The 25,396-nt window shown below is 56.8% G+C and carries 20 protein-coding genes; 12 read left to right on the top strand and 8 right to left on the bottom strand.

The annotated features are described in order from the left end of the window. The first annotated feature begins 5 nt into the window (after positions 1–5). Together KK141_RS17270 and KK141_RS17275 are read left to right on the top strand one after the other, a co-directional pair. Complete coding sequence (locus tag KK141_RS17270) at positions 6–2,051, top strand: hypothetical protein (RefSeq protein WP_214571222.1); 2,046 nt, start codon at positions 6–8, stop codon at positions 2,049–2,051. Continuing rightward, positions 2,044–2,421: a hypothetical protein gene (locus tag KK141_RS17275; RefSeq protein ID WP_214571223.1), complete on the top strand. Its 378-nt coding sequence runs from the start codon at positions 2,044–2,046 to the stop codon at positions 2,419–2,421. Before KK141_RS17270 ends, KK141_RS17275 begins: the two co-directional genes overlap by 8 nt. 27 nt (positions 2,422–2,448) lie before the next feature. Here KK141_RS17275 and KK141_RS17280 read toward each other — a convergent pair whose 3' ends face one another. Beyond that, positions 2,449–3,216, bottom strand: a complete 768-nt coding sequence (locus tag KK141_RS17280; protein WP_214571224.1) for a hypothetical protein — start codon at positions 3,214–3,216, stop codon at positions 2,449–2,451. A 421-nt stretch (positions 3,217–3,637) separates the two neighbouring features. On the opposite strand from KK141_RS17280, the gene KK141_RS17285 reads away from it, so the two are divergent. Next, complete coding sequence (locus KK141_RS17285; RefSeq protein ID WP_214571225.1) at positions 3,638–4,645, top strand: hypothetical protein; 1,008 nt, start codon at positions 3,638–3,640, stop codon at positions 4,643–4,645. Then, a complete protein-coding gene (locus tag KK141_RS17290) occupies positions 4,638–5,276 on the top strand; it encodes a hypothetical protein (RefSeq protein ID WP_214571226.1) in 639 nt (212 codons plus the stop codon). Before KK141_RS17285 ends, KK141_RS17290 begins: the two co-directional genes overlap by 8 nt. 13 nt (positions 5,277–5,289) lie before the next feature. Here KK141_RS17290 and KK141_RS17295 read toward each other — a convergent pair whose 3' ends face one another. Genes KK141_RS17295 through KK141_RS17305 form a run of 3 tightly spaced genes read right to left on the bottom strand, consistent with a single transcriptional unit; the run spans position 5,290 to position 7,319 of the window. After that, the gene (locus tag KK141_RS17295) at positions 5,290–5,874 is read right to left on the bottom strand and encodes an ATP-binding protein (RefSeq protein ID WP_214571227.1); all 585 of its coding nucleotides are present in this window, start codon (positions 5,872–5,874) and stop codon (positions 5,290–5,292) included. Between the two features lie 21 nt (positions 5,875–5,895). Beyond that, positions 5,896–6,471 (bottom strand): hypothetical protein, encoded by a 576-nt coding sequence (locus KK141_RS17300; protein WP_214571228.1) that lies wholly within the window; start codon positions 6,469–6,471, stop codon positions 5,896–5,898. Then, the gene (locus KK141_RS17305) at positions 6,468–7,319 is read right to left on the bottom strand and encodes a bis-aminopropyl spermidine synthase family protein (RefSeq protein ID WP_214571229.1); all 852 of its coding nucleotides are present in this window, start codon (positions 7,317–7,319) and stop codon (positions 6,468–6,470) included. Before KK141_RS17305 ends, KK141_RS17300 begins: the two co-directional genes overlap by 4 nt. Before the next feature lie 430 nt (positions 7,320–7,749). Between KK141_RS17305 and KK141_RS17310 the strand changes: the two genes are divergently transcribed. The 3 genes from KK141_RS17310 to KK141_RS17320 all read left to right on the top strand — a co-directional run bounded on the left by KK141_RS17310 (position 7,750) and on the right by KK141_RS17320 (position 14,406). Further along, on the top strand, positions 7,750–8,490 hold the full coding sequence (locus tag KK141_RS17310) for a hypothetical protein (protein ID WP_214571230.1): 741 nt from the start codon (positions 7,750–7,752) through the stop codon (positions 8,488–8,490). A 95-nt stretch (positions 8,491–8,585) separates the two neighbouring features. Beyond that, entirely contained in the window at positions 8,586–12,953 is a 4,368-nt protein-coding gene (locus tag KK141_RS17315) for an ATP-binding protein (RefSeq protein WP_214571231.1), read from the top strand. Between the two features lie 40 nt (positions 12,954–12,993). Then, positions 12,994–14,406 carry a hypothetical protein gene (locus tag KK141_RS17320; protein ID WP_214571232.1) on the top strand — a complete coding sequence of 471 codons (1,413 nt, stop codon included), beginning with the start codon at positions 12,994–12,996 and terminating at the stop codon, positions 14,404–14,406. A 1,107-nt stretch (positions 14,407–15,513) separates the two neighbouring features. Here the strand turns inward: KK141_RS17320 and KK141_RS17325 are convergent. Next, the gene (locus KK141_RS17325) at positions 15,514–15,738 is read right to left on the bottom strand and encodes a helix-turn-helix transcriptional regulator (RefSeq protein ID WP_214571233.1); all 225 of its coding nucleotides are present in this window, start codon (positions 15,736–15,738) and stop codon (positions 15,514–15,516) included. Between the two features lie 77 nt (positions 15,739–15,815). Here KK141_RS17325 and KK141_RS17330 point away from each other — a divergent pair, with 77 nt between their 5' ends. The 4 genes from KK141_RS17330 (at position 15,816) to KK141_RS17345 (ending at position 17,793) form a co-directional block, all read left to right on the top strand. Beyond that, the gene (locus tag KK141_RS17330) at positions 15,816–16,160 is read left to right on the top strand and encodes a hypothetical protein (RefSeq protein WP_214571234.1); all 345 of its coding nucleotides are present in this window, start codon (positions 15,816–15,818) and stop codon (positions 16,158–16,160) included. A 60-nt stretch (positions 16,161–16,220) separates the two neighbouring features. Further along, complete coding sequence (locus KK141_RS17335) at positions 16,221–16,769, top strand: hypothetical protein (RefSeq protein WP_214587351.1); 549 nt, start codon at positions 16,221–16,223, stop codon at positions 16,767–16,769. 425 nt (positions 16,770–17,194) lie between these two features. Further along, complete coding sequence (locus tag KK141_RS17340) at positions 17,195–17,473, top strand: type II toxin-antitoxin system RelE/ParE family toxin (RefSeq protein ID WP_214571236.1); 279 nt, start codon at positions 17,195–17,197, stop codon at positions 17,471–17,473. A gap of 29 nt (positions 17,474–17,502) precedes the next feature. Further along, positions 17,503–17,793 (top strand): HigA family addiction module antitoxin, encoded by a 291-nt coding sequence (locus KK141_RS17345; protein ID WP_250901830.1) that lies wholly within the window; start codon positions 17,503–17,505, stop codon positions 17,791–17,793. Between the two features lie 540 nt (positions 17,794–18,333). Here the strand turns inward: KK141_RS17345 and KK141_RS17350 are convergent. From KK141_RS17350 to KK141_RS17360, 3 genes are read right to left on the bottom strand one after another with little or no spacing between them, the layout of a single operon-like run. Further along, positions 18,334–19,008 (bottom strand): hypothetical protein, encoded by a 675-nt coding sequence (locus KK141_RS17350; protein ID WP_214571238.1) that lies wholly within the window; start codon positions 19,006–19,008, stop codon positions 18,334–18,336. 21 nt (positions 19,009–19,029) lie between these two features. Further along, entirely contained in the window at positions 19,030–21,813 is a 2,784-nt protein-coding gene (locus KK141_RS17355) for an RHS repeat-associated core domain-containing protein (protein WP_214571239.1), read from the bottom strand. A gap of 5 nt (positions 21,814–21,818) precedes the next feature. Beyond that, positions 21,819–23,504 (bottom strand): DUF6531 domain-containing protein, encoded by a 1,686-nt coding sequence (locus tag KK141_RS17360; RefSeq protein ID WP_214571240.1) that lies wholly within the window; start codon positions 23,502–23,504, stop codon positions 21,819–21,821. A 914-nt stretch (positions 23,505–24,418) separates the two neighbouring features. Between KK141_RS17360 and KK141_RS17365 the strand changes: the two genes are divergently transcribed. Then, positions 24,419–24,871, top strand: coding sequence for a hypothetical protein (locus tag KK141_RS17365; RefSeq protein ID WP_214571241.1), 453 nt, complete (start codon positions 24,419–24,421; stop codon positions 24,869–24,871). The last annotated feature ends 525 nt before the right edge of the window (positions 24,872–25,396 follow it).

Raw genomic sequence — 25,396 nt, forward strand, 5'->3', positions numbered from 1 at the left:
CCACCATGTCTAAACAAGGCACTATTGGCGACGTATCGACAGAGACGTACTGGCGTCCGTCTGACCTGAGAATTGGCCGGAATACATTCTATGACGAGGATCTCTGGGAATTTGAGGTCACGACACTGGGGCAAGCTCTGAAGGCGTACCGGATTGAATGGGGAGCCTTAGGGGCGCCGGAGTCGTTGATCGCGTCTGCGTGGCGCCCGCTGCTAGAGGAGCTGAAATGTCTGATATGGACATTGCGATACGACCGACGAGGAAGGGCGCCGATAGATGGCGGGTCGATTGCGCGCATCACTGCCGCTTTCCGTGATCTTGTGCCTTGGATGATGGAAAGTGGGTATAGCTCACTTTCCCAAGTTACCAGCCGAGCATCCTGGGACTATGTTCAGTGGTTCCGCGACAATCACGAGCGCCCACGCAAAGGAAGTAAGAAAGCGAGAATCATGTCGTTCGCCACGGCGTGGCAAGGTTTGCACATACTGTGGCACGCCTACGATCAGGCTGATCCGATGAGAGAGCGGGGTTTTGAGCCCATGGGGCAAGCGCCTTACGGTGGCCGCAACGCCTTCGATATAACGGTAAACGATCTCAAACTTCATCAGAGCGACAAGCTAGATCCCTTCCCCGATAAGCTCGCCATCCCTCTTCTGACCACGGCTGCCAGATGGGTTGCGCTGTACGCCGAAGATATCCTGCGCTTGCACACCCTCTGGTTGAGTGACGTCCTTCCCCAGCCGAATACTTTCCTGATACAGAAGATAGGTGCACGAATCAGGGGGGACTTTCAGTTCTCCAATGACCCCGAGACGGGCCTTCCATGGATGACATTCGATGGAAGTTGGACGCGGCTGGATGAAAACGATGATGAGAGAACCATTACCTTAGGAGATGCACCGCGGCGACTGGTGAGCGATTTGGTGTCGGCGTGCCTCATTGTGTTAATGGGTACGACTGGTATGCGCTCAAGTGACGTCGCTAGCATTCACGTCGACGAGAAAAGGGACGGTCTATATCCGTCTTGCATCGAACGCAGACTTTCGATGGATGGCCTGACGGAAATGTTCTTATTGAAGGGAGTCGAGCAGAAGAGATCTCACGCCGAGCATTCGTGGGTCCTGGGGGGGCGCCTCGTAGGTACAGACGAACAGCCTTTGCCTCTACAGGCGGTTCTGGTTCTGGAACGGTTGTTTGCCCCCTATCGGAAGGTATCCGGGGAAAGGGCCCTGGTCATCACCTTCCCTAGATCGAGATCCCTCGCTGTTACGAAAGATAATGTCAACACTATTAAAGCCACGTGGGTCAGCAATATCCAGAGGAACTTTGCAAACAACTACGTCAAGTTAGGGCTGACAAAACATACTCGCAGGAAGAAGTCTAAGGAACGGGCATTCCGGACACAGCAATGGCGGGGCACGTTCGCGATGTTCGTCATACGCACCAACAAGCGAGCCTTGGGCCCTCTTGCGACGCACTTCAACCATGTCGACACCTTGATGACGGAGCATGGGTATATCGGCAACGATCCGGAACTTCTGCAGCTGGTTGACGATGCGCGCGTCAATCTCGCGACGAACACGCTTATGAGTCTGGTGACCGAGTCCGAACCTTTTGCGGGTGGATTGGAGTTCCATTTGCGACCAGCCACACAAGCGTTGAAGGCGGAGCTGAGGGACCTTGAGGAGGAGGACCGGTTGGCCAGGATCCGTGGCGTGGTGGTCGACCATAACCTCCGGCTGCATTTCACCGACTACGGCATCTGCGGTATCGCTGTGACGCCGGTGATCGCACGTTGTCATCAACTTTCGGGTACGGACGCCGTAGGCAACGAAAGGCCCAACTTCGCGACGCGTCGGCCAAGCATCTGTGCAGGGTGCCAGAACTTTCTGGTGAGTCGAGACAATCTGCCGTTCTGGAAGGAGAGGGCCATGCTTCTACGCAGTACGGCCCCTCAACTGCAGGCGGACCACGCCTGGCGGCATGGAAGGGAGCTCGCCTTGGCGGAGCAATTTGTCCGAATCCTGGAAGGGGGGCCTAGTGATGAGTAAGCGTCGTCGCCGCCGCCACGTGGAGTCGGACTTTATGGAGGCGTTGGAACGGCTGAAAATGGGGCGGCCCCGCGATTCCTCCTTACTCAAGCGAGTCCATGAGGGACGCCTGGTCATCAATCCCGTCACCGTCGCCTTGGAGGCCAACCGCAGCCGGACGCTTATCGGCAGTGACAGCTGTAAGTACCCTCACATTCGCGAGCTGGTACTCCAAGCGGGAGGAAGGGGAAGCGATCGGCCTCTTCGTCAGGACGTGATCACCAAGCTCCGCGAGACCATCAAGGTTCTTCAAGGCGATCTGGCTGCGGCCCGTACGATCATGGCGGCCCAACGAATTACCATCGATGCATTGAGCCGAACGGAAGCCTAGCTGGGAAGCAGGTGCACTGGCGGTGCATCAGAAGGCGAACGCGGGTTGAACCTCGAGATCCCTGCGCTCGGACATGGCGATACTTCGCAGTTGAGCGATGCGTTCGCGCCACTCGTCGGCCGACGATGCGGTGCATACAGCCCGATACAGGTCGAGAAGCCGTCCGGAAAGAACGATGGGATCGGCGAGGCGCACAAACCCGCTTTGGGTAAGCCGTGCCTTAAATCGAACAGGGTAGGTTGGCGTCGTCGCGAGCCGGTCGTCGTGACGGACGACCGAGGTGACCTGCGAAGCCCCGACGGGGTTGGAGCTGATCAGGTTGCAGACGGCGTGCTGATCGATGGCACCCAGTCCCGTCTGGTCTAGGAGCGACTCCTCGGACTGACAAAAGAGCGCGTAGTGTGTCCGCTTCTCGCTACCAGATCCGGCGGAGCCTCGGCTTGTCACCAACATGTGCGCGGGCAGGGTAGAGGTGCCGTTCTCACTGGTGTAGTAGCTCGTCCACATCAGAATCTGGGACGGTGCACTATCGATGAGCTTGGGGGCACTTTTCATCGGCGTGAAAAGTGCAAATAACTCATCAATGGCCACCTGCGTCCGCGCGTAATGAATGGCGGGACCCACCGAGTTGCCGATACCCCAGGCGAACACCCCGCGGCCGCACTGACGCTCGAGATCCTTCCGGCGAAGAATGTCGTCGAGCGACTGTCCCGCCTCAGCGCCCATTTTGGTCCAGCAAAAAATGGACGGCACCGAGGAGCCTGTGAAAGTCCGAGTTTTCGTTTGTCCGAGCATGGGGGCTCGCCATATGACGACGCAGAGATTATCCTATAGAAATGCAAAAAGTGCAAATACATTCGGACTGGCCGCGACTGGCGATTCTCCTTGAGCAACGTCTCAACGAGTGCGATGAGACGTCGCGCGATCTCGCGGATAAATCCGGGATCCAGTATGACGCCATCTGCAGAATGAGGCGTAAGGGAGTCAAGAATCGCACCCGGCATGCAATTGCACTTTGCGCTTATTTCGGGGTTAAGGCGCCTGCGCTCAAGGCAACGCAAACGATCAATCTGAGCGACGCCATCCTGGAGGTATGGGACCGCACCCCTGCACAGGCGAAGCTCTTTCTTGACCTTATACAGGCCGCGGCCCGGCATAAACTGGCGCGACGCCAGGGCTAGACCTAGACTGCATCGCGGTGGAAGAGGGGGCGAGTATGACGACGGAAGATTCAGCTCACTTCAAAGCGCGCCTCATACGTCATACGGGCTTGACGTCCTCTGCGGTCGACGCTGCTTGGCCGGAATGGTGGAGCGAGGCGGCAGAGGCTTCTGCTTCGGCGCAAGCTGAGTTGCGATTCTCTATCGCGAGGAAACTCGGGCTCGATGCCCGCTCGCTCGTTGATGAGGGAGAGCCACGCTTTGTCTGGGAAGACAGCGCTCGCTTCAAGAGATTCGCCGGCAACGCAGGACGAGACCTGCCGATACTTTCCTCCTTCGGCACATGCCTGGGTCGTATTCTCCTCATGGCATGCCGCGAGGAAGGGCGAGGCATCGGCGTCACCGCGGCGAGCCTGAGAAGGCACATATTGAGCTCCAGTGAGTTTGTCGGCCTGCCGCAACTGATGGGCGTGGCGTGGGCCTTGGGTATCCCGGTGGTCCATCTAAGGGTGTATCCGCTGGCGGCAAAGAAGATGAGTGCCATGAGCGTCGCGGTAGGTGAGCGCTTTGCCATTCTGCTCGCGCGCGATGCGTCCTATCCGGCGTCCATCGCCTTCTACCTGGCGCACGAGATCGGTCACATCATGCTTGGCCATGTTCGGGAAGGAACGTCCATCGTGGATATCGACATGATGGAGGCGTCAGGAGGTCCCCAGGATCCTGAGGAAGTAGCGGCAGACGAGTACGCGTTGGAGCTTCTGACGGGAAGCCCGCGCCCTGACATCCGAGTGATAGGCGATGGACGAAGCGCGAGACGGCTCGCCACGGTAGCCCAGGCCGTAGGTCGCAGGCGTGGCATTGAACCGGGAACCCTGGCGCTAGCCTACGGATTCACTACACAGTTCTGGCCCACCGCGACGCGCGCACTAGAGCACATCTATGACGCGCCGCAAGAAGTCTGGCGTATCGTCAATCGCATCGCGATGAAGCAGCTGGACTGGACTCGCTTACCTGAGGAGATGGACAGCTATGTCCGCGCCATCATGGGGATGCCCCATGACTAATGCGGCGATGGACAACGACGTCCTCCTTAAAGCCGTCTCTTATGGCATCTTTGATTCCCTCTTGGCGGTGCTTCCAGCATGCAAGTACGGAGTGCTCGGCACCGCACGATTTGTAGTACCGAAGTACCTGAAGAGGCGGCCGCCCAGACGCTATGAACAGGCCAGAGCAGAGCTCGAACAGGTCTTAGCTCACCTGGATGTACTTGAACCCACGGCGGGAGAGGTCGCACTCGCCGCGGCGCTAGAGTTCGAGGCCCAGCGTCAGCAGCTCTCGTTGCATGGCGGCGAATGCACGCTCCTGGCGATACTTCACGAACGCGGACTGCTGAACTTTCTGACAGGTGACAAGGCGGCCATTCTGGCTATCGGGAGAATCGCCCTGCCGGGTGGCATGGAACGCTCCCGCTTCGAACGGAAAATCATCTGCTTCGAACGCGCGATCCTGGCTCTGCTGGATCGCGAGGGGGACGCGTTTCGCCAAGTTATTTGTGCAGAGCCCGAAGTAGACATGGCTCTGCGATTGAGCTTCAGCTGCTCCTCACCGGGGGTGAGCAGCGCGTCCTGGCGAGAAGGGTTGCAGAGCGAAATCCGGCACCTCAACGAGCAGGTACCCAACCTGCTCATCGATTAAGGGCGTGGAGCTGCTAGAGCCGGCATCGCTCAAGAAAGGTGGTCGTCAGACGGTCGGCATCGACACCGCTGTCCAGGAGATACACAGGTTTGTCTAGAAGGACGCCATATTGCGATGCCACGCCCATCTGCAGACTGTTGTGCACCGCCAACTCGTAAGCCGACGGCAAAGGGCGCCCCGCTGGGTCCTGTTCGATTCGACGTCGAACGATATCGGGGTCGGCATACAAGCAGACGACAATGTCTGGGGATAACTGGGCGAGGCGCGCGGTTGAGAACCCCGTAATGCGAAAGCCGAAGTCCTCCTTCGTGACCGGATGACTGTCGATAATGATGTGCCGCTGGTCGCGGAGCCTGGCGACATGATCGACCAGCAACGTATCCACCGCATCCACATCGTCCTTTGATATCGCGCGTGCCGACTCCTTCCGCACTGATACCTCCGTCAGATACCCCTCGGCTGATCGTGCGTTGACGTGATCACGCAGCTTCTCGCTATAGCAGAAGACGTCAATGGCTGGGAGAACTTCCCGCACGCGCACAGTCAGTGACGACTTGCCTGTCGCCGGCGCGCCGGTGAGATAGATGACCTTGCCCATAACAGCTCCGGTGATTAGGAACTAGGTGTTGCGCAAGAACACTGCGTACGGGTCCTTGAGCTTGGCGACGAGCCCAATGTTGATCACCTTCTCGTCAGGCGGGGGAGGAATGTCGGATGACGGGCCCATGCGAAGACACGCTTTGTCGACACGACCGGAGATGTACTCCGAACCTCTCCTACCGATGCTGGGACCCGCAGCTACGACGGTCCGCGCCACCGGCAACGAGAACTCCTTCTCCTGCAAAGTATCGATGACCAACGCGTACCTTGAGCCAAGCACATTGATGCCCTTAGGTATCTTCTTCCACTTCACACCATCGACTGAGTACTCATCAGCGCGGAGAGGTTCGGCATAGTGGTTCGATATCATCTTCTCCATGCAGAGGAAGATGGGCTTGCCGGAGGCAGCCTCCTCCTCGGCGAAGGGTTGAACGCGATTGGGATGGCACGTACTTCCGCCATAACCCCACATGGACATCCCTTCCCGTTGGATCTCCTTTAACTTCCGTTGGATGATGTCCTCCAACGACTCTCTCGCGTGGACGCCAACCTTCATGAAGATGACCGGATTGCTAGGTTGGATGATCTTGTTCAAGCGGGTTCTCCAGTGACCATCTGCTCAATGAAGTACTCGTCGTCATGGGCCGTTCCATAATCGACGCAATTCCTTTCCCGGATATACCGAATGCGAAGCGCCTGGCCCTTGCCATAGAAATTGTCGAGCCTCGACGGATCTAGTGGCGTGCTGATGACGACAGGGGCGGGGGACTGGCTAGGAACTGCCTTAAAAAGAAGGTTGCAGGAATGAAGGTCGGGCGCATCGTCCAGATGATAGAGATGAAGACGGGACTGCATCTTTTGGACGTAGTGCTCATTCTCTAGTGCAAACCGCTGCACACTAGCCAGCACGCGTTGAGGCCATTCCAGCTCATGATCGTCGGCGATGACAACCATGCCTTCACCGCGGTAGCCCGTCGCTTCAAATCCGCGTTGCATGAATACCTTGACGCTCTCCCCTTCGTTGCTGGCACCCCACGGCGGGTTCGTATAGAAGCAGTCGAAACCCCCGATCTCGGACGCCGGAAACGCATCGACGCAGTTATAGAGCTCGGACGACAGCGTCTCGGCTAGTCGCTCCTTGTCGGAGAAACGCCGGATAGCCCGAACGATACGTTCGTCGAAATCAAAGACCTTAATTTCTGTAGGGCCGGAATCGAGAATCCCACGGTGTTTCAGGAGAGCGACACAAACGCCTATGGCGTCACCATCACCGATGAAGGCCAACCGCTTTCCGGCAGCCCATCGCGAGACTAACTCGCTCTGCATCACCATATCGCCAGTCTTCATGTAGATCTGGTCAAAGATTCGCAAGGGTCGAGGCCTGTTCTGAACTACGTCAGAGACGGCATTAATCGCTTTCTTGAGATCAATTTCGCGCGGCATCACACCCCTCCCTGTGTCGGGTCGACCGTCGCGTAGCAGATACCAGCAGAGCCCCCAGCCCGTGGCGCGGGACGATGGCTTTTGAGACCTCTTCCCCGGGGCGAGCAGTAGCGTAGGACAGCTCCGGAGAGTCTTCAACGCCCCTCAAGCCAGCCAAGCGGACGCCTTAGCGAGCCGGTCGTCGCGGGATCGAGGCTAGTGCGTGGCGCCTACGGTTAGGCACCAGGCTTCAGGGCTGCGCAGCGGCCTAGATGGCCGGCAACACGTACGAGTCAGCCGACGAGGCTGAAACATAACCATCAAACGCGTCGGCCCAAAGGGGACTTAGGCCGGCGTATGATTGGCCGACAACGGTGTAATGTCCGGTTATTCGACCGCGCATGGGTGAATGTTCGCCACAGCCGCCACGAGTAAACAGGGAGGATTTTTCATGGAAGAAGTAAGCCATCGTGCCTGGCAGGCCTCGACTCGTCACGCGTTCCAAAAAGCTATCCTGGATTGCCTTGTAAACTACCGCACGGGATCTTGGCTAGAGAACACGATCACCTCGCGGGTGCTCGAGGCGCTGGGCACTGCCGATGAAGTTCATTGGTCGGGCAAGCCATTCCGTTGCGCGTGGAAAGCATTCAAAGCCTCGGGTCCCTTCGAAACAGCGAATGGAGATATCGCGATGAGGGTGACGCTGCATACCCCCGACGGACGAAGCCTCTCTGGCACCAAGTACTTTGAAGCCAAGAAGATCACCCCTACGTCGCTCCGATATGAGGCTCTCGATATCGAGCAGCTGGGCCGAATGCAGCACACGTCTGGGCATGAAGTGCTTCTTTATGCGCTCGCGACCAGGCCGGACAAAAAGAGCCTCACGGTCGAGGCGCTATGCCTTCCCACAGCGGTAGCCGCCATGCTGCAAACAGGTGATTCGCGTGATCTTCACCCTGCCACCAGTTCCTTCGTTGACGTTCTCTCACAGGCACTTGTTGGCAGAGGGTTGAACTTCGACGAGAGTCAGTTGACGGCTTTTGAAGAAAAGATCGCGGCTATCGACGCCAGTTTCGTGCTGGAGGCAAATCTAGCTATCCCGCAACTGGATCTAAGTCCTCCGATGGCGCCGCCAGGTTACGAAGAGTTCGGGGACCGCGAACCAGATCCGAGCGACGACTTGGTCATGTAAGGGCTCTTTGTATCCCAGCATCGTCATGGAACCTATTCCAGTGGGAACAGGTGCGTGTCAGACCACAAAGCAGCGTTACGAGCAAGGAGTGCTTCTTGGCGAGAAGCGACATCAAGGCGACCGCGATCCCACTTTCCGGTTATGTCTACCAGAACCTGGTCGGTCTGAGCATTCTGTGCGACTGGTTAGATGACCCAGGACTCTACGAATGGGTTGCCTTCGAATGCGACGATGACGCGGGAGGCTACCAGGGCCTTGATGATGTCGTAGCTCAAAGACGGGACGGCACGACCGAGCTGACGCAGGTGAAATTCACCGTTGACGCTGAGGATCCAGGCAATGCGCTTTCCTGGGAATGGCTGCTCGCCCATAAGCCCAAGGGGCGTTCATTGATCCAGAAATGGGCGGACGCCTACTACGATGCGGCCGGCCGAAGCGCCGTAGAAGCGTCTCTACTGACTAACCGTCGGCCCGATTACGAACTGGCGCAGTGCCTCAGCTCCGCCGGAGACCGTATCGACTTCCGCAAGCTACCATCCCCCGTCGTGGATCGTATAGCCACGCAGATAGGTGCGACCAAAATTGAGCCCTTTCTTGACGTCTTCGTTATACGTCATAGCCACCAGAACGATCGCGCGCTAGAACGCCTCGTGCTCGATCGGTACGTCCCGACACATACGACAAGCTATGGGTGGCTGGCCCTCAGATACGAGGCGCTCAATTGGGCGATACGTAAGGGGGCGCCACCTCCTGACGGGCACATAACACTCGGTCACCTACGAACCATTCTTGCCCAGTCTCGACCAAAGCCGATCGAGCAGAACTTCCGCATCCCCGCGAACTACGAACTGCCCGACGAGGATTTCTTTCAGACGTTCTTTGACCGCGTTACTACGGGGTCGAGACGCCCCGTGGTGTTGCGCGGCTCCCCAGGTCAAGGCAAGAGCACATTTCTCAGCTATCTGTGCAAGGAGCTTGAGAAAAGGGATGTCCCTTATATCAGGCACCATTATTTTCTCACGCTAGGTGATTCGGAGGACCGGTTTACACTTCACAGTGTCGCCAATTCCCTCATGTCCCAGATTGAGGTGAAGCACGCCCGGTTTGTCGAGACGATGAGCCCCCAGCCTGAACATCTACGCGCCTGGATCGCGGCCTGTGCCGAGGGTTACGGGAAGGAGGGAAAACCCTTCATCGTGATCGTCGATGGCCTTGATCATGTATGGCGTGAGCACAATCGAAACAAGGATCCGCTCGATAGCCTTTTTAGCAACCTATTGCCCGCTGACGATAACGTCATGTTGGTGATGGGCTCGCAGCCTGTCGATAGCGATCAACTGCCCAAAGCGTTCGCGCACCACATCCAACCGGACGACTGGGTTGATATACCCCGGATGTCGATCACAGCCATAGCCAAGTGGCTCCGTCGTCAGCTGGACGAGAAGCGATTCGAAGTCCGCTTGTCAGACAACGTCGAATACGTCATTGCCGAACTAGCCCAGGCGCTATGGGATGTCACGGGTGGCCATCCGCTGATACTGACGTATACGCTCGAACAGCTCGTTGGCAAGGATCGTGTCTTAGATGGCCGCCTGATACGTGAAACCTCCCCCCAAACCGGTGGTGATATCGACCGGTATTACGCGACCTTGTGGGAAAGTCTTGCGGATGTTTCACGCGACGCACTCCACCTATTTGCGGACACGGGCTTTCTCTGGCCCATGGATGGCCTGGAGCAATGCCTCTCCGTACACGGCGGACGATTGCATCGGGAGTTCGGTCATCTGATGCATGTCACCGATGCTGGGCTTCTCCCCTTTCATGGGAGCATCCTCGCGTTTGCGAAATCCAGGACCGATCATGAGGCGGCCATCCGTCGCACTCGTAAGGCAGTCATTCGGTGGCTAGAGCAGAGTGCGCCACCGTTCCACCGATGGGGATGGCTATGGCTCTACCAGGCTAAGGACGGGGACCCTTCGGCTCTCCTGGAAAAGCCTACGCGGGAGTGGATCATTGAAAGCATCTGCGCAGGCTATCCCGTAGAGCAGATCACCAGCATCCTACATGCAGCTGAACAACTGGCCTTCCAGGCGCGCAACTTTCCGCTGGCGATCCGGTTCCGATGGCTATCTACGAACGCCATGAATGGTAAGGAGTTCCAGATTGATGATTTTCGCTCGGTGACCCGTGCGGCCTTCGATCTAGCGAACGATGATTATCCCTTCGTACTCAGGGCGGTACTGGCTGATACGGCGGACGAGGAAGATCTGTATCTGCTATCACTGTTCGCTGCCGCACGCGGCAATCGTCAGATGGCGATTGATATGCATGAGCGGCTCCTCAACCGAATCAACGACAAGATCAACGCTCGGGCCTACCGCCGACAGGATCTCAAGGAATCTCTGGAGCACCTCCTCGACCTCAGCGCGCGGTTGCTTATCTACCGACCTAGCCGCCTCGCTAAGGCGGTACAGCAACGGAAGTCGATGTGGCGGGGTCTTCTAGAGGCGTTCATTACGAGGCTTGGTGCGAATCAGGACCTGGATCGACTGGTAGAACTTCACTCGCAAAAGGGTTGGTCAACAACGCAACAGGGCGTTATTGAACAAGAGATCATCCGCACGGCGGCGAGGACGGGAGTCAAGCTGCATGAAACGCCGGAGTTCGGTGCACTCTGTCACCACCCGATGGTTGTCGCGTGGTCAGCCCTTTACGGCGTGAGCCATTCACCTCTTCACTTCACTACCCGAAGCGTGGAGAGATCTAACCAAAGCTACAACGAGCAGCTCTCCCAAACAGAAGGGCATCTGTACGATGTGTTCTGGGCTTCGGTCGCCGGAATTCTTCGCCATGAGGAACCCATCAAACTCAACCCTCTCGAAGATCGGAGGAGCTGGCTTGAACAGACGCGCAAGCAGCTGGTCCTAGCTGCCGCGCAGATAGCCACAACAATCCGGCGCAAAGAACCAGTACCTTTCTCGCGCATCTACATGCTCTTGGTCGAGCATCCAGTTCCCAAGGGCCATGAGCATCACTCGGACCTAGTCGCCTTTCGCCACGCACTACTCCAGATCGCCGCCGACCTGTTCTTTATTTCAATGCCACGATCTCTGGCATCTTCTGTGCCGGATGACGACTGGACGCGGGCGAGAAGCAGTCCTTACTTCATGCTGAGTAATTGGTACGCGAAGGTCGACAATGAGCGCGTACCGCCGCTGTCCCAACAGATGTCCGAGAGCCTGCTTGCGGAAGGTTTCCGGGCTCTGAGCACAGTACCTAGCCCCTTCAACGAAAGGGTTGAGCAGTTTGGCGAGCTATGTGACTTCGCACTTCACGTGGGTATGACCGACGAAGCGAGGCGTGCTCAGCACCATCGGGTCGACTGCATTGTTGGTTACATCTGGCGAAAGAATGATGCATTAGCGCAAGCACTAAAGGCTGTTGAAGCACTGGCCGACCACAGGCCTGATGAGGCCCGTGCGCACCTCGATCGTCTAGCGCCCATCGTGAATCGCATCTCAGATGTCACTGAGGACGATGCCGTCCGGCCATACGCACTTGCACCCCTGATACTCAAGCTGCGTCCGGAGATCTATTCCTCTTATTACGGCTACTGGATCGACGAGGCCGACTGGTACTACGCGGAGCGGGCCTTGTCACCGTTGCTATCGGAGATAGATCTCAGTCATCCACTGGGCCAAATGCTGGCGGCGGCGACGTTCGAGTCTTCCAACCTCGCGAGCATACGAGAGAACCGGATTTCCGGCGAAGGCGTGGTATTCCGAACCGTGCAGCGTCTCGCCGATAGGTTCGGTTATGGACTCGCGGAAGACCGCAAGCGACGGGAGAGAGGTACCACGGAGACCGATCAAGGTCCGCTCATTGACGGAACCGCATTCGATGCCTCGCAGCTGGACGATCTACTGCTTGCGATCGATAAGTCGGTCTCATCGTCCCGGGCGCACCGCACGCTTGAGCAATGGTTCGATGCGAATCTAAAGGCCAAGAGAGGACGTGAGATTCTTCGTGTCCTGGAGCCTCACCGGGAATCTGACCAGCGTAATCTGTTCGTTGCGTCTCTCTATGACCGGGCGTTCGATTTGTGCCGATCGCTCAACGGGAAGAAGGCCGCATACAAGTGGATTGTCTCAGCACACATTCATCGCTACGGCTGGGACCACTATCACTACGACGAGGAGAGGCAAAGGAGATTTGACAAGGTCGCCCATCATTACTCAGAGAAATGGGACGACTTCGTTCATGACACGTCTCGCAGCCCCTACGACACGAGACTGGGGTCGTCCATACCTAGTGCAAGGCTGGTAGAGCTGATGGTCAAAGTGGGGCAGCCGCAGGCGGCCGTCGACGTCACTGAAACCATCGTGAGTTTAGTCGTCGATGCGTTTCACAATCAGCCTTTAGGGAGGCCAAGTTGGCTTGACGGGGTGATCAGTGATGCTTAACGACCGCGATATGGCTAGGACGGCGATACGGCGTCTTCGAATGCCGATCGCTAGCCATAAGCTGCTTACGGCCCACGCGATTGCCGATGCGATCAATTCAGGCGATCTTGGTTCGGTTGTGGCGGGTGAACTTCTGGACTGGCTCCGCGGCCAGGAGCTCGAATCAGAAGTCGCGGAGGTCCTTTCCGTTCTGATGCTGGCCGGTCGTAGCCCCTTCGTGCGGTCCAGCGATGTGCTTGCAGCAATTCGAAAGCCATCCTTGCTTTCCGATATCTATTTGACGGATATCTTCGGTGTCACGCCCGAGCTTGTGTCGGTTTCGCCGCGCCATAGTGGCCCGGCGGATTCGTCGAGTAAGGACGAGTTTAAAGATATCGATAGGGAGCCGTGGTTGCTTCCAAACTATCTTCGTCAGCGCCTATACGGGCTGGGCCGCTACATGGGATGCAATCTCATGCGGCAGTGGTCGCATGAATTTCAGCAGCTCGGATCGTTGCACGAGGTGACGGATGGCCAGTTTAGCTACTTTGATACCTGGAATCGTGATCACGCCATGGGTCATTTTGTCGGACGCAGGGGGCACCTGGCGCGGTCGGCCTATTTACGAACGTTGGCCTACGCTGCCGAGCTAGATCGCGTAACACCGGATGTACTTATGGATAGCGCTCGGGCGGCAGGTCCTTCGGACTCCTTCTTCCTAAGGATGCCGCCGGATGCTGCACCTTCTTGGGCGTCATCAATTCGCGCGCCGATATCTTCGGGTTCGGAGGACTTCAAGGGAATGATCGATCAGCTGGATCGTGTTCTTGAAGCCGCGCATAGTGGTCGTCGGCTTCTTCAGCTTGACGCTTCGCTGTTGCAGGATGAGGAGCACGCGGTTGATCTTTCCCTTGTATCCATCCTTATCGATGAAGACGCAGTCATTGGGGAGGGTGATATTGAGTTCATCATGGAGCACCATGAGTGTTACCGATGCGCAGGGAGCGATCGAGACCAGAGCGGAGACCTCCATGTCCGTCCTCAGGAAGTCGTCGTCTATGTAGACGATTCCGGTAGGTCTCTCATACTTCCTCTTGTTGCTATCGGTCGCGAAGGCATGGGGTACATGCATGATGAGCTGATGGAGCGCAGGCCCTACGTCACAGCGGTACGTACAAAGAACGCGTCGCTAAGAGCAAGGCCGCGTCCTGGTGGCGCAGATATAGAACTCGATGATCGCGCTATCGGCGAAATTAGCTACTGGAACGTCAGATGGGCACCGATCTACTTGAGAGAACTTGGACCGTCGTGCGCAACGAGCCTCACTGTCGATGCGGTGGCGGCTAGAAGCGTCATTCAACAGGAAGGCTACCGACTCACTAGAGTCTGGCGGGCAAGAATCGTAACTCGTACTTCGCAGCTGGGCAGCTGGTCGCCGCAGGTGCTCTACGGCGAAGCGACTCTTCCGCTATAAGTTCTGAGATTACGTAGTAAGAAGAGTTTACGGGTCCCCCGCTTGAAGGACGCGGGCATCTATAGGAGGCAGGCGATGACATCCCTCAGTTCGCGCGAGACCCTTATGATCGAGAAAGCTCTTTGCATAGCCATTCTCGAGATTGAGGATCATCCGGGATATCTTCAACCTATCTCCGATTTGGAGGACATGCATCGCTTACTTCGGAAGCTCGTGCCCGATGAAAGGACTCTCTGGCATCTTGTTCGAGAGGCCATGGTTGAAACAGGTCGTTCTGAGGTTCACGGCTATCGTTCTGAACAGCCAAGTGCTCCCGTGATTCCGTGTGGTGGATGGCGATAACTGCGAACAGGGGGGCGTCCATCTTCTAGCTCGTGCATAGGATCGAGGCAGTGATTTTCATTGTTAATGAATCCTTCCTCGGATAAGGCCGGTGTGCATCTCATGTCGATCGCTGGGACAGTGACATGGCACAGTCCATGTGTCGGAGGAATCGGGGGGGCGTCAGTGTTCTCACTCGTTACGGCTAGCAGCAATCCATTATCGCTGCGTGGATTTCTTCAGATAGCGCCACGTGACCTGATTCTTCGCTTCGGCGCTCCAGGCCCCGGGTCGGCCGATAACAAGGTGAGCGGAAGCTACCTCTTTGAAGACGCTCAACGGCGCTTCATTCGAATCTATGATTGGAAGTCCACGATGCTCTATGACGGAAGGCCGGAGGCTCATCTCCTCTCAGTTGAGGATTATTGGTCCTCCAGCCAGTCTCAGGAGCTTTCCGTCGCCGCCTCTCCTTTGGTGGACATCCAGATGTTTGTGAGGTGGCTTGGGGCCACCGGATACCGCGACGCCTGGTCGTAGCCAGGAACGGAGACTCGATCTCCTAGGGCACATTCCAGGATTCAGCCGCACTGTTTACGAGGGGCCAGACTGGCCTCCGTTCTTCAAACACGGGGTGCCCTGCAGCGTCGTGATCGGAAAGGGGGGGGCAAAAGGCCCATACAACCTACCCATCTAGGGCGGGGACCTCGGCTCGCGCGGAACGTCGTCCTATGGGTAACCGAGATCGCGTCAATAAGCTCTTTCAGAAGGACAGCCGCTCAACCTTCCTTACTTATCTGCTTGGTCCAGAAGCTTGCTAGGTCGGATACCGAGACCTTGGGCGACTCGTACGAGCGTCGACAGCGTGAGATTACGCTTCCCCCGTTCGATCGATGCGTAATAGGCGCGGTGCATGCCGATAGCGTCCGCAAAAGTGTCCTGGCTATAGCCCATAGACTCCCGGCGGGCTCTGATGGTAAGTCCCAGGCTAATTCGGAGCGCATCGCTATCCATGCCGCGACCGTAGGGGGCCGGCACTTTTACGACTACGCCTATATATGTAGTCTATATATATGTATCAGGAGGCGGCCATGGCACTTCGGCTAGTGGACGATGATCTCGATATATCGCTGAACCTTCCATTGGACTTTGCGACACGCGAGGCCCTGGGAATCCAGCTGCAGCGTTGCGTTACACCTCAAAGCCGGCATGTCTTTGAGGTGCGCTTGATGGAGCGAATTGCGGAGCTAGTTGACTCCGATATCAAACCACCCACCGCGAAGCAGTTGATCTATGCCATCGCTATCGCCAGGTTCCTCGACGTATCCGTGCCTGGTGAAGCCCTTCGCTTCCGAGGAGCGATGTTTGACTTCTTGCAGCGCTTCGCGCCGCTCTACCAAGAGAGAATTCAGAGGTCCAGGAGCGAAGAAGAGTAGCTAGTGCTCCGTCGACTGCACCTTCTTAGGCGAGATGACTGCCGGATCAAGGGGAGAGCAATGCTTCTATATGGAATGCTCGAGCAGAAAGGCTTCACGTTCGAAGCTTATATCCCTAACGCCGATGTGGAACCCGTAGCTTTTGAGCTGCGCATTCTTGAAAGGGGCGTGGTTAAGTTCAAGCTGTTGGTACCCATGACATACGTACCGACGTTCGGTGTAGATGTCGGAGACATTCGCTACCTTGAATCGGTCCTTGACCGTGTCGTTCTGGTACTCCCAGACGCGGCAGATATTGGGACGGATCACATCTTGGCTTTGCATAAGATCGAGAATGAGATCGGAGGTACACGCCTCCGCCATCAACCCATAGCTCGGGAAGGTCCAGTTAACGGCAAGCTTGGCGACTTCGAATATACCGCCGGCCTATTTGTCGAGAAATTCGCACCTCTCATGGGGGGAGCTGAAGTGCTGGATAAATGGATGAGAGAGGCGCGGCCGCAACTCAACGGACTTACCCCAGAGGAAGCACTGCGACTGGGGATGGCCCAGGACGTCGTGGAAATCCTCCTGGAGAATGCCGGTAACGCGCGTCAGCCCTCGCCCTAGATCGGTGCACGTATCGCATTTGATCAAGCCGGCTGTGCCTCGGCACGATTGCTTGTGCCCTTTTGCCGCTTGCGCAGGGGACTGACTCCGGATTTCACGAGTCTGAGCAGGATGTGCGCGCATGCAGGTGGGCGGCATGCGCGTGGCGTGGCAGCCTGAACAAATGACCGCTTGACATATTACGCAATACGTAATATAGTTCAGTTGTAGGTCGGGACGCTTGCCTACCTGCGGGCCTCCGCAGACAAGTCAGAACACCTCTCATCACGCCTGAAAAATGGCGATCACGTTAGACAGATTTGTTGGGCCTGCGATGGCATAGGCCGCTGCTGGCAGATCGACTTATCAAATTGAACCCACCACTAGAAGGACGACCAACATGCTTGATGTCAAGACAATAAATTTGCTTATAAGGAAGTACTCAGATGATCCAATCCACAAAAGGCAAGAGTGCAGCTGAGCTTATCGCCGGGCGTTGTCCTAAGGCGCTGCAGGGAATCAGGAAAGTTGCAGAACGGAAGCTGGGCTTTCTGGACGCGGCGAAGGGACTCAATGACCTTAGGTCTCCACCTGGAAATAAGCTCGAGTTGCTCAAAGGTAATCGCGAAAACCAGTACAGCATCAGGATCAACGACCAATACCGCATCTGTTTCAGATGGCAGGATGGAAACGCCTTCGATGTTGAAGTGGTTGATTACCACTGAGGAGGAAACAAAAAATGGTAGTCAATGGCATGCGTGCCATTCATCCGGGGGAGGTAATCCGAGAGGATTACCTCGCTCCGCTTCAGATGTCGCCGAACGCCCTGGCACAGGCGCTACGAGTTCCGGCGACGCGTATCCACGAAATTGTGAAGGAGCGCCGCTCCATCACAGCAGAGACTGCAGTTCGGCTTGGAAAGTACTTCTCAACGAGCCCCGAGCTGTGGATGAACCTTCAGTCTTCGTACGACCTGCGCAAAGCACAAGAGACCATTGGCGCGCAGGTTGAGAAAGAAGTTATTCCTCTCGATTCTGATCTCTGAAGATCATTGGTGGCGGCCAGTGGGATAGAAGAGATACACAGGGAGCGAGAGGACGATGGGCCGCGTGCCCAGAGGCGACAACAAACTTTCCGGTGTATGGCTTGCCACGAGACAGTCGCGCTCACCACTACATATAACGCCGAGGCGCATTCGGCATCGCCAGTTCATTAAGAGAACAGCCCCGCTTTCGGCGGGGCCATTTTTTTGTCCCTTTCTTTCTCTAGCGAAGCCATGTGTACGAACGCAATCTCCTGCACATCGTCAGAAAACTGACGCCAGCAAAAACAATTGCCACCGTGCGTGCATCGGCGAAACTGATCAGGCGGACCGATGTTCCGTGATCAGCGGTAGCCCTATACCGACAAGTGCCACCATATCGATGGCGATCACCAAAGGCGCCGCCCGGTATTCTTGGTCATTCGTCACAGCCAGAGACCTTGGAACGGGCCTCACTGTGAGGCTGGGTGGGTAGTTCGAGTGTTCGTCGCGACGGCGCTCGAAGGAACTAAATCCGCAACGCTCGCGGCAACATTGACTTCATCAGTTGGCCACATTGACAGCCGACAGCACCTGGCAACGATTGCAGGCAAAGAACACCAGTTGGACAAAGTCGTTCCCGAAAAACCCGCCGTCATGCGAAAAGGATTCGTTCCCGATAGAGGCAACCAGAACCATCTCATCTCCACATACCACACAGCGCTTCTCATCCATTAGGGGATTGAGAAGGAACGGCCTGCCGCCGAACTGGTGAGTTGGAATTGAAAGCTGACCGGCTCTTGCGTTTTCGAACTTGAAGCCTTGGTCAAGCTCTGTGTTATTCAGTCGCGCAATGATTTCTTGATCCTCCTCCGGGATCGGCCGGAGGAGGAACTGGGCAGCGGGAAAGACCACAGGATAGCCATCATAGGGAAAGCCAGCGAAATCCTCAGTTCCTGCCGTGTATTCAATGATTTCTAGCCGACCGGACGCATATCGGTAGCTGAGATCTCCCTGACTGATACAACATTTCCACGAGTAAAGGAAATGGACCTCAGGCACATCCCAGTTGGGAATGGCGAATCCGGACGCCCCCAACTTCACTGCCGCATGCTGGGTAAGGGGCAATCCTGTATTGGGGGATATGGCGCCCTGAAGCCTGCAAGTTCCACCGATGACCGCAGGCCCCTCGGACACACGCTGCCCCAAAAAACGGCCGTTTCCTGAAAATTTTTGCATGTAAAAGTACCTGGCTCGACTTCATGGAATGAAGATGGGCTCAACAATAGGAGGCTCAATAATCGGCGGCTCAACAACCGGTGGTTCCGCAACGGGAGGCGGAGCAGGCAGTTCGGGATATGGAGCTGCCTCGTCAGGCATAGATAGTGGTTCACCTGTACGAACCTGGCTATTGAACCTGGCTATCTCCGGGTGCTGACGCAGATAGTCAAGAAAGTCCTGCGCGACCTCCTCTGAGATGTCATCCGCATTGGCCCGAGTCGACTGGCAAAACCTATCCCATGCCTGCCTGGCGATTCTGTTGTACGCGGCATGCTGCCTAGACCATCCGTGTCTAGTTGCAGGGTTGATCACAGCATCGTCAAATAGCCTTGACGCGTCACGAGACAAGTTCTGTAAGCCGCGCCATATCGACTGAGGAAACTCATGGTGCCCAGGAGCAAGACCGAGTAAGTCTTCGTACGTCAACGGCTGATTGCCGACATAAGCGTAGGTAGCCATGCCGCCCATCAAGCCAGAGGGGTCGCTTTCAATGTACCGACCCGTCGTCGCTTCGTAGTCACGATTGACGTTCTGACCGAGACCGCTTTCGGAATCGTAGTACTGACCAGGAAACCGGAGATTGTAGACAAAGCCACTGGTACTGGTTGGCTGTTGCTCGCCGAAGGGGTTACCCTTGTACGACCACTGCCAAACGGTCGCTCCCGCGCCATCGCTCACCGCACGAGGCGTATTCAACCCATCCGACACCACGTAGCTCGTGGCGCTCGATGTCGCTGTGGAATCAATGACTGCAACGGGAAGGTCATCCACCCAAACGTAATCTCGCGAGGCATCGCCATATTCACCCAGGATTTGATGCCCCTCGTCATACACAAAGCGCTGATTGACTACTTGAGGGAAAGTAGCTGATTTAGCAACCCGCTCATTCAGCGCATTGTAGACATAGGTACCTACAACACGACCATTGCGGAGCACACTTACCAGACGGTTGCGGCCATTGTATGTAAAGCCAAACGCGTCGCCGCCGACCGCACTTCCTGTTGTATTGCCATTGGCGTCATATAACCGAGCCTGATTGCCAATGGAAGTGAGGTGATGCGTATCGGCGTCGTACGTATAAAGGCCGCTTCCTGTGCCGGACGCCGTCTTGGTTAGTCGATCCCCCGTCTTGTTGTAGGTATACGCCTCAATCGCCTGACCATTCGCATCGTTGACCTGAGCGAGCCGGTAAAGTGGGTCGTATTGATACGTCTCAGTTGCGGGATTTGCCCCAGCAGCATCACCGAGCGCGATGATGTTGCCCATCGCATCGCGGCTAACATGCCAGTTGAAAATCGGGCTAGCGATGTCTGCAAGTTGGTAGTTCGCATCATAGGTGCGGGTTACCACCTGACCGTTGCCAAGGGTGTAGCTCGTGATGGGACCAAACGGCAGATAGACGATGTTGCTGGCGACGGTCGAACCTGCACCATGAATAGGTGTGGTGGACACCGACGTTATCCGGCCAGCGAGATCCCTGCTGTACTGAACCAGTGTCTGGCCCGGGGTCGTCATGCTGCTGAGGCGGCCCGCCAGCGTATAGGTATAACGGGTCGTGTCGGTCGCCCGACCCTGGGCCTGACGCTTTTCAACCACGTTGCCACGGGCGTCATAGCAGTAGGTCGTACTGACTGCACCTTCGAGAATGCGAGTCAGGCGCCCAATGGGTACGGAACTCGCGCACCCGGTCACGCTGTTCGGCTCGTCATAGCTATAAGAGATGTTGAGCGTGGTGTCGACAAAGCTCACGCCCGTGACACGATTGAGCGCGTCATAGGCAAACGTTCGAGTATTCCCGTTCGCATCCAGGCGAGTGAGCACATTACCCGCGGCATCGTAGGTGTAGGCCGTCGTGCCGGTATCGGCGCTTTGGAACGACTTGAGGTCACCTAAGCCATTGCGGTCGTAGACGGTCGCGATAGCGTCCGGGTCGCCAATGCCTTCGACCTGGTCGCTGCTGTCGTAGGACACCACGCGTTGACTGTTTTGCGATGCCGTGTCCGTGCCGTTGTAATTCTCGATGGTGCTCACCAGGCGACCCAGCGCGTCATAGCCGAGCTTTCGTTGAATGCCCGCTGCGTCGCTGCTGTGCTGCGGGTGGCCCGCCGCGTCGTAGCCATCGGTGGCGGCATACGTGAGGACCGTATGCTGCAGGGCGTCGGTGACGGTCAGCAGCTGACTGAGGCTGTTGAAGGTGCGGGCAACGCTACGTTTGAGCGCTCCAGAGGCGTCGAAGATCTCCTCCTTCAGCCTGTTTCCCTCTGTATCCAGGGTGTAATGGATATGGTTACCGAAGGCATCCGCGATGTCCGTCAGGCGGCGTGCGTCGTCATAGGTGTAGCCCACCACTACGCCGTCGGCATCCTTGGTCTGCACCACGTCACCGATCGCGTTGTAGGTCACCGTCGTAGTCGCAGGCGTCCCCGCGCTGTCCCGGGTGGTGGACTGAAGCCACCCTTCAGGGGTGTAGGCCATGGTCGTTACGACGCCATTGGCATCCATCGATCGGCCCGGGTTGCCATACATGTCATAAGTGTCAAACGAGGTCACATGCCCTAACGCATCGGTCACGGTCGACAAGCGACCGGACGTATCGTAGGTGTACTGGGTGACGTCGCTCACATCGGTTCGCGGTCCATCGACGCTCGCGACCAGGCCCTGTGCGTTGTAGGTCTTTATGGAGGCCCTGTCCGGGGTAGTCGCGTGTACCACAGTAGCGGACAGACTCAGCGCAACGACGCTGCAAAGAATCCTCTTCTTCATGTCTATCATGCCTTGATAGCGTGAATGCTTTCAGAGATCTGGCGTCCCTGGGCATCGTAGGTGTAGGTCGTCACCCGGTCCGGCGTAGTGACCGTCAAGGGCAGGAATCGAGTGGTGTCCCAGGTGGTGGTAATGGTCCGCTCCTGCGCAGTCCCCTTCGCCTCCACGCGCTTGGTCTCACGGCCCAGCGTGTCGTACTCATAGGCCGTCACCGTTCCCAGGGCATCGGTCTTGGTTTCGACCTGGCCGCGAGCGGTATAGGTATACGTGCTGTTGCTCGCCGGACAACCAGCCGTCGGCTCGCCCTCGATGGCCGTGACACGCTTGATACCCTGGATGACCTGATACCGATAGGTGACGTTGTGACCCAGCGAATTGGTCACCACCACCGAACCATCGGCCTGATACGCCAGCGAGACCTTCTCCGCACCGTTGGCGTGTTCGCTCGAGATAGCCCTGCCTTGGCTGTCGTAATGCCAAGTGGCGAAGCGGACACCCCGCTCATCGACAATGCCGGTCAACAGCGTGGGGTTGTTGGTGTCTTCGTAGACATAGGTCCGGGTTGTGGAATGGTTACCCCAGGACTTCGCAACCTGCGTGATGACGTTGTTCGTACCGAGCGTATAGGTGATCGTCATGCCACCTGCCGTCAGGCTCTCAAGGGGGCCGCGGTACCAGCTCGTTACGTACTGGAGCGTTCTTCCACCGGAGTCGGTGACGGTAAATGCGATCTTGCCTGTCGACTGAAACGCATAGCTGATTGTCTGTGTACGGCCGTCCGCCAGCTGCTTGCCCACGAGAAAGCCCAGCGTATCGAACGTGGACTTCGTGTTGTCGGGCGCGCTGTAGACCCACTGCCCATTGACCTTCTGGAGGCTGCCCTGCTCCGTGGGCTCCCCCACCGGCACACCGTTGGTCAAGGTGAAGATCGAAGAGCGGCCGTCCTCGGAGGTCAGAAGCAGCGTATTGCCGTCGGTGTCCAGCGTCATGCCATAGCTATGCGTCCAGGCACCGCTGAACCCGTTGTAGTAGCGCTTGAACTCAAGCTCACCATTGCCGTCGCGAAAGTCTTCTTCTTCCTGGAACTTATTGCCTGAGGAAATGCTGACGGGATTACCCGCACAGGTAACCACGCCGCCAAGCGGTACGTCCGTCGGGTCGCCGGACTCCTTGCGGTCCTGGTCCTGGTTGGGGTCCTCGCACTTCCCGGTGAACTCGTTTTTCACCTGGCCGTCCGGACAAGGCACTTCCTTCTGCGCGCCCATGATCAAGTTGTAGAAGCTGCCATCCGACGTAATAGAAGTATTCGAATTCTGGGTAATTCGATACTTGGTATAGCAGTCGTAATCCATCATCGATGGTGGGTTTGAGTACGTCGGGTTGAGCGTCGGCGACTCATACGGAAGAATTGTCGTCGTGCTGGTGCCGTCGTCCGGGGCCGCTGCGTGAATAAGAGGAATGTTCGCCTGGTAGGCCGCCCGACAAGCATCGTCCGCATGCGGATAGATCGTCCCATCCCCTCCAGCAATGGTGTAGTCGTAGGGGTCTGGGTCGGTTTGCGCGTAGGCCAGTGAAGCACCTAGCGCGAGAACGGCGCCCACCATCAAGATCATCGCGCGCTCCAGCAAAAGAGGCCTGGATGATGGGGCACCATCGTCAACCAACAAATCTGACTTCGCTTTCCTTGCCATGAAGTTCTCCATCGAACACGAAGGGGCAATGCCACGAACTGACGTGTCATTGAGAGCATCGAGAGTAGAAGTGACTGCCCTAGCCGCTATGGATTGGGCAGATGGCGCGACGCACTAAGGTGCGTACAAGACGCGGGCATCGTTACGGGGTGATGTCATGCATGCCTCATACCTGGTCCTTGGCGTTGAGCGGTGACATTGATGCTTCAAGTGACGGAGAAGCGCTTACCGCCAGCAGCAGCAAACCGGATGTCCTTGCCGGTTAGTTGTCTAAGACAGCATACACCTTCGGGCGACAGAATTTTGTCGGATTTCACCTACGGCGCACGTAGGCAGACAAGCATTACTTAGCTCCCCGCCAAGATGTCAGGTGGGCGCCTAAATCGGCATCTCATTGATACATAGCATGTCCCAACTGCGAACCAACAATCCCATTCCCGGCGTAACGCAAGAACATGCGAAGATGTGCGGGAATAGCTTCGTGCCATGCATTGAAGGAGCCAATTGCTTACCTAGAGCAGCCCCATGGCGATCACGGCCGGCCGGACTGAGCACCAATATCGGCACACGTGGTCACCATCGGTCCGATGATCAGCGCGAATCGGTCTACTGATCAGACTCTATCGTCCTAGTGATGCGTTCCAGCCGGTGCACGCAGCCACCGTGGGTGGCTCGTTGACCTATCCATGTTTCGATCCGCCAGTATACGGGGCGAGCGTTCATGAATTCCTGGGCGGCGGTACGTCGGTTAATACTTAGCGATACGCCTTGGTGCGTAGGTGCGTGCATCGATCAATGTCAACGGCGTGCGCACCTTGGATTGTTACTTTTGCCGCGCTAACTTCGTAATATGGCGCGGTGATTAGCTACGTAAGCTTCATGATCCTAGTGGCACAGCGGAAGGCGACATAGGAATGAATATCCCTCTCCTGTCGAGCATGCTCGGATGGCTCCTTTCTCGTCGTAGAGAGCAGGCGCTAGACACGAGGGAGGCTACGAAGGCACTAGCCTTGGAACTCGAACGTCTTGCGGAATTGATGGATGACGTGCTCCAGGCCACGGATGTGGACGGTAGCATCGTGCAGACGCGTATCTTTGATCTTGAATTTCGTCGTCGCCGCATTTGGAACCGCTGGTGCGCAATAATGGACGCCCCTGCCTATGCCGGTAGAGACCCGCAAATCCGGGCCGAGATAGCAAGCTGTGTCCAGATCGCGCATGCAGCGCCAGGTGCTTACATTAAGGAAATCGATCTCGTGCAGGTCGCGCTAGCAGAAGCCCGAGTGTCTTCAGAGGTAAAAGTCCGCTTCGCTGACGCGATTGAGCGCTTGCGCAATCTTGTCGTGAAATTGAGATTGAGCGTCTAAAGGTTCGGTTAGTCAAAACCAATCGTCTAGCGGATACCGCCCATTACAAGAACTACAAGCCGCGCCGCGAGCTTCTTGCAGCGATCGACGCGTTCTCGAACGGTATCCAGCCGCTCCCCTAGCCGTACGCAGTGTAGTTGACGCCCGTCGGAAATTTCTTCCCATTGGACGCCACCTATTTCGATGGTCCTATACAGTTGCGATGTTTGGACAAGACGTCGTTATGCCTGTGAGAATCTATAGGACGTCTCATTCTCTCGGTGTCGTTGTAGATTCTCGACCACTAAGCCGCCGGACGCATGAGTATGCATGTCTTCCTTGACGAATCGGGTAGTTTTGCTGCTTCGACAAAGCGCGGGTCTATCTGCATCGTCGTTGCGTACATCGTGCCAGAAGCCTGGTACGCCCCCGATTCCGTAGACACCTGATAGTGTCTATTGAGGATCGGAGGATCTATGACCAGCAAACGTTTCACCGACGAGTTCAAAGCTGAAGCGGTCAAACAAGTTAACGAGCGCGGCTACC

Source organism: Dyella sp. LX-66, from assembly GCF_018599165.1.
Taxonomy (GTDB): Bacteria; Pseudomonadota; Gammaproteobacteria; order Xanthomonadales; family Rhodanobacteraceae; genus Dyella_D; species Dyella_D marensis.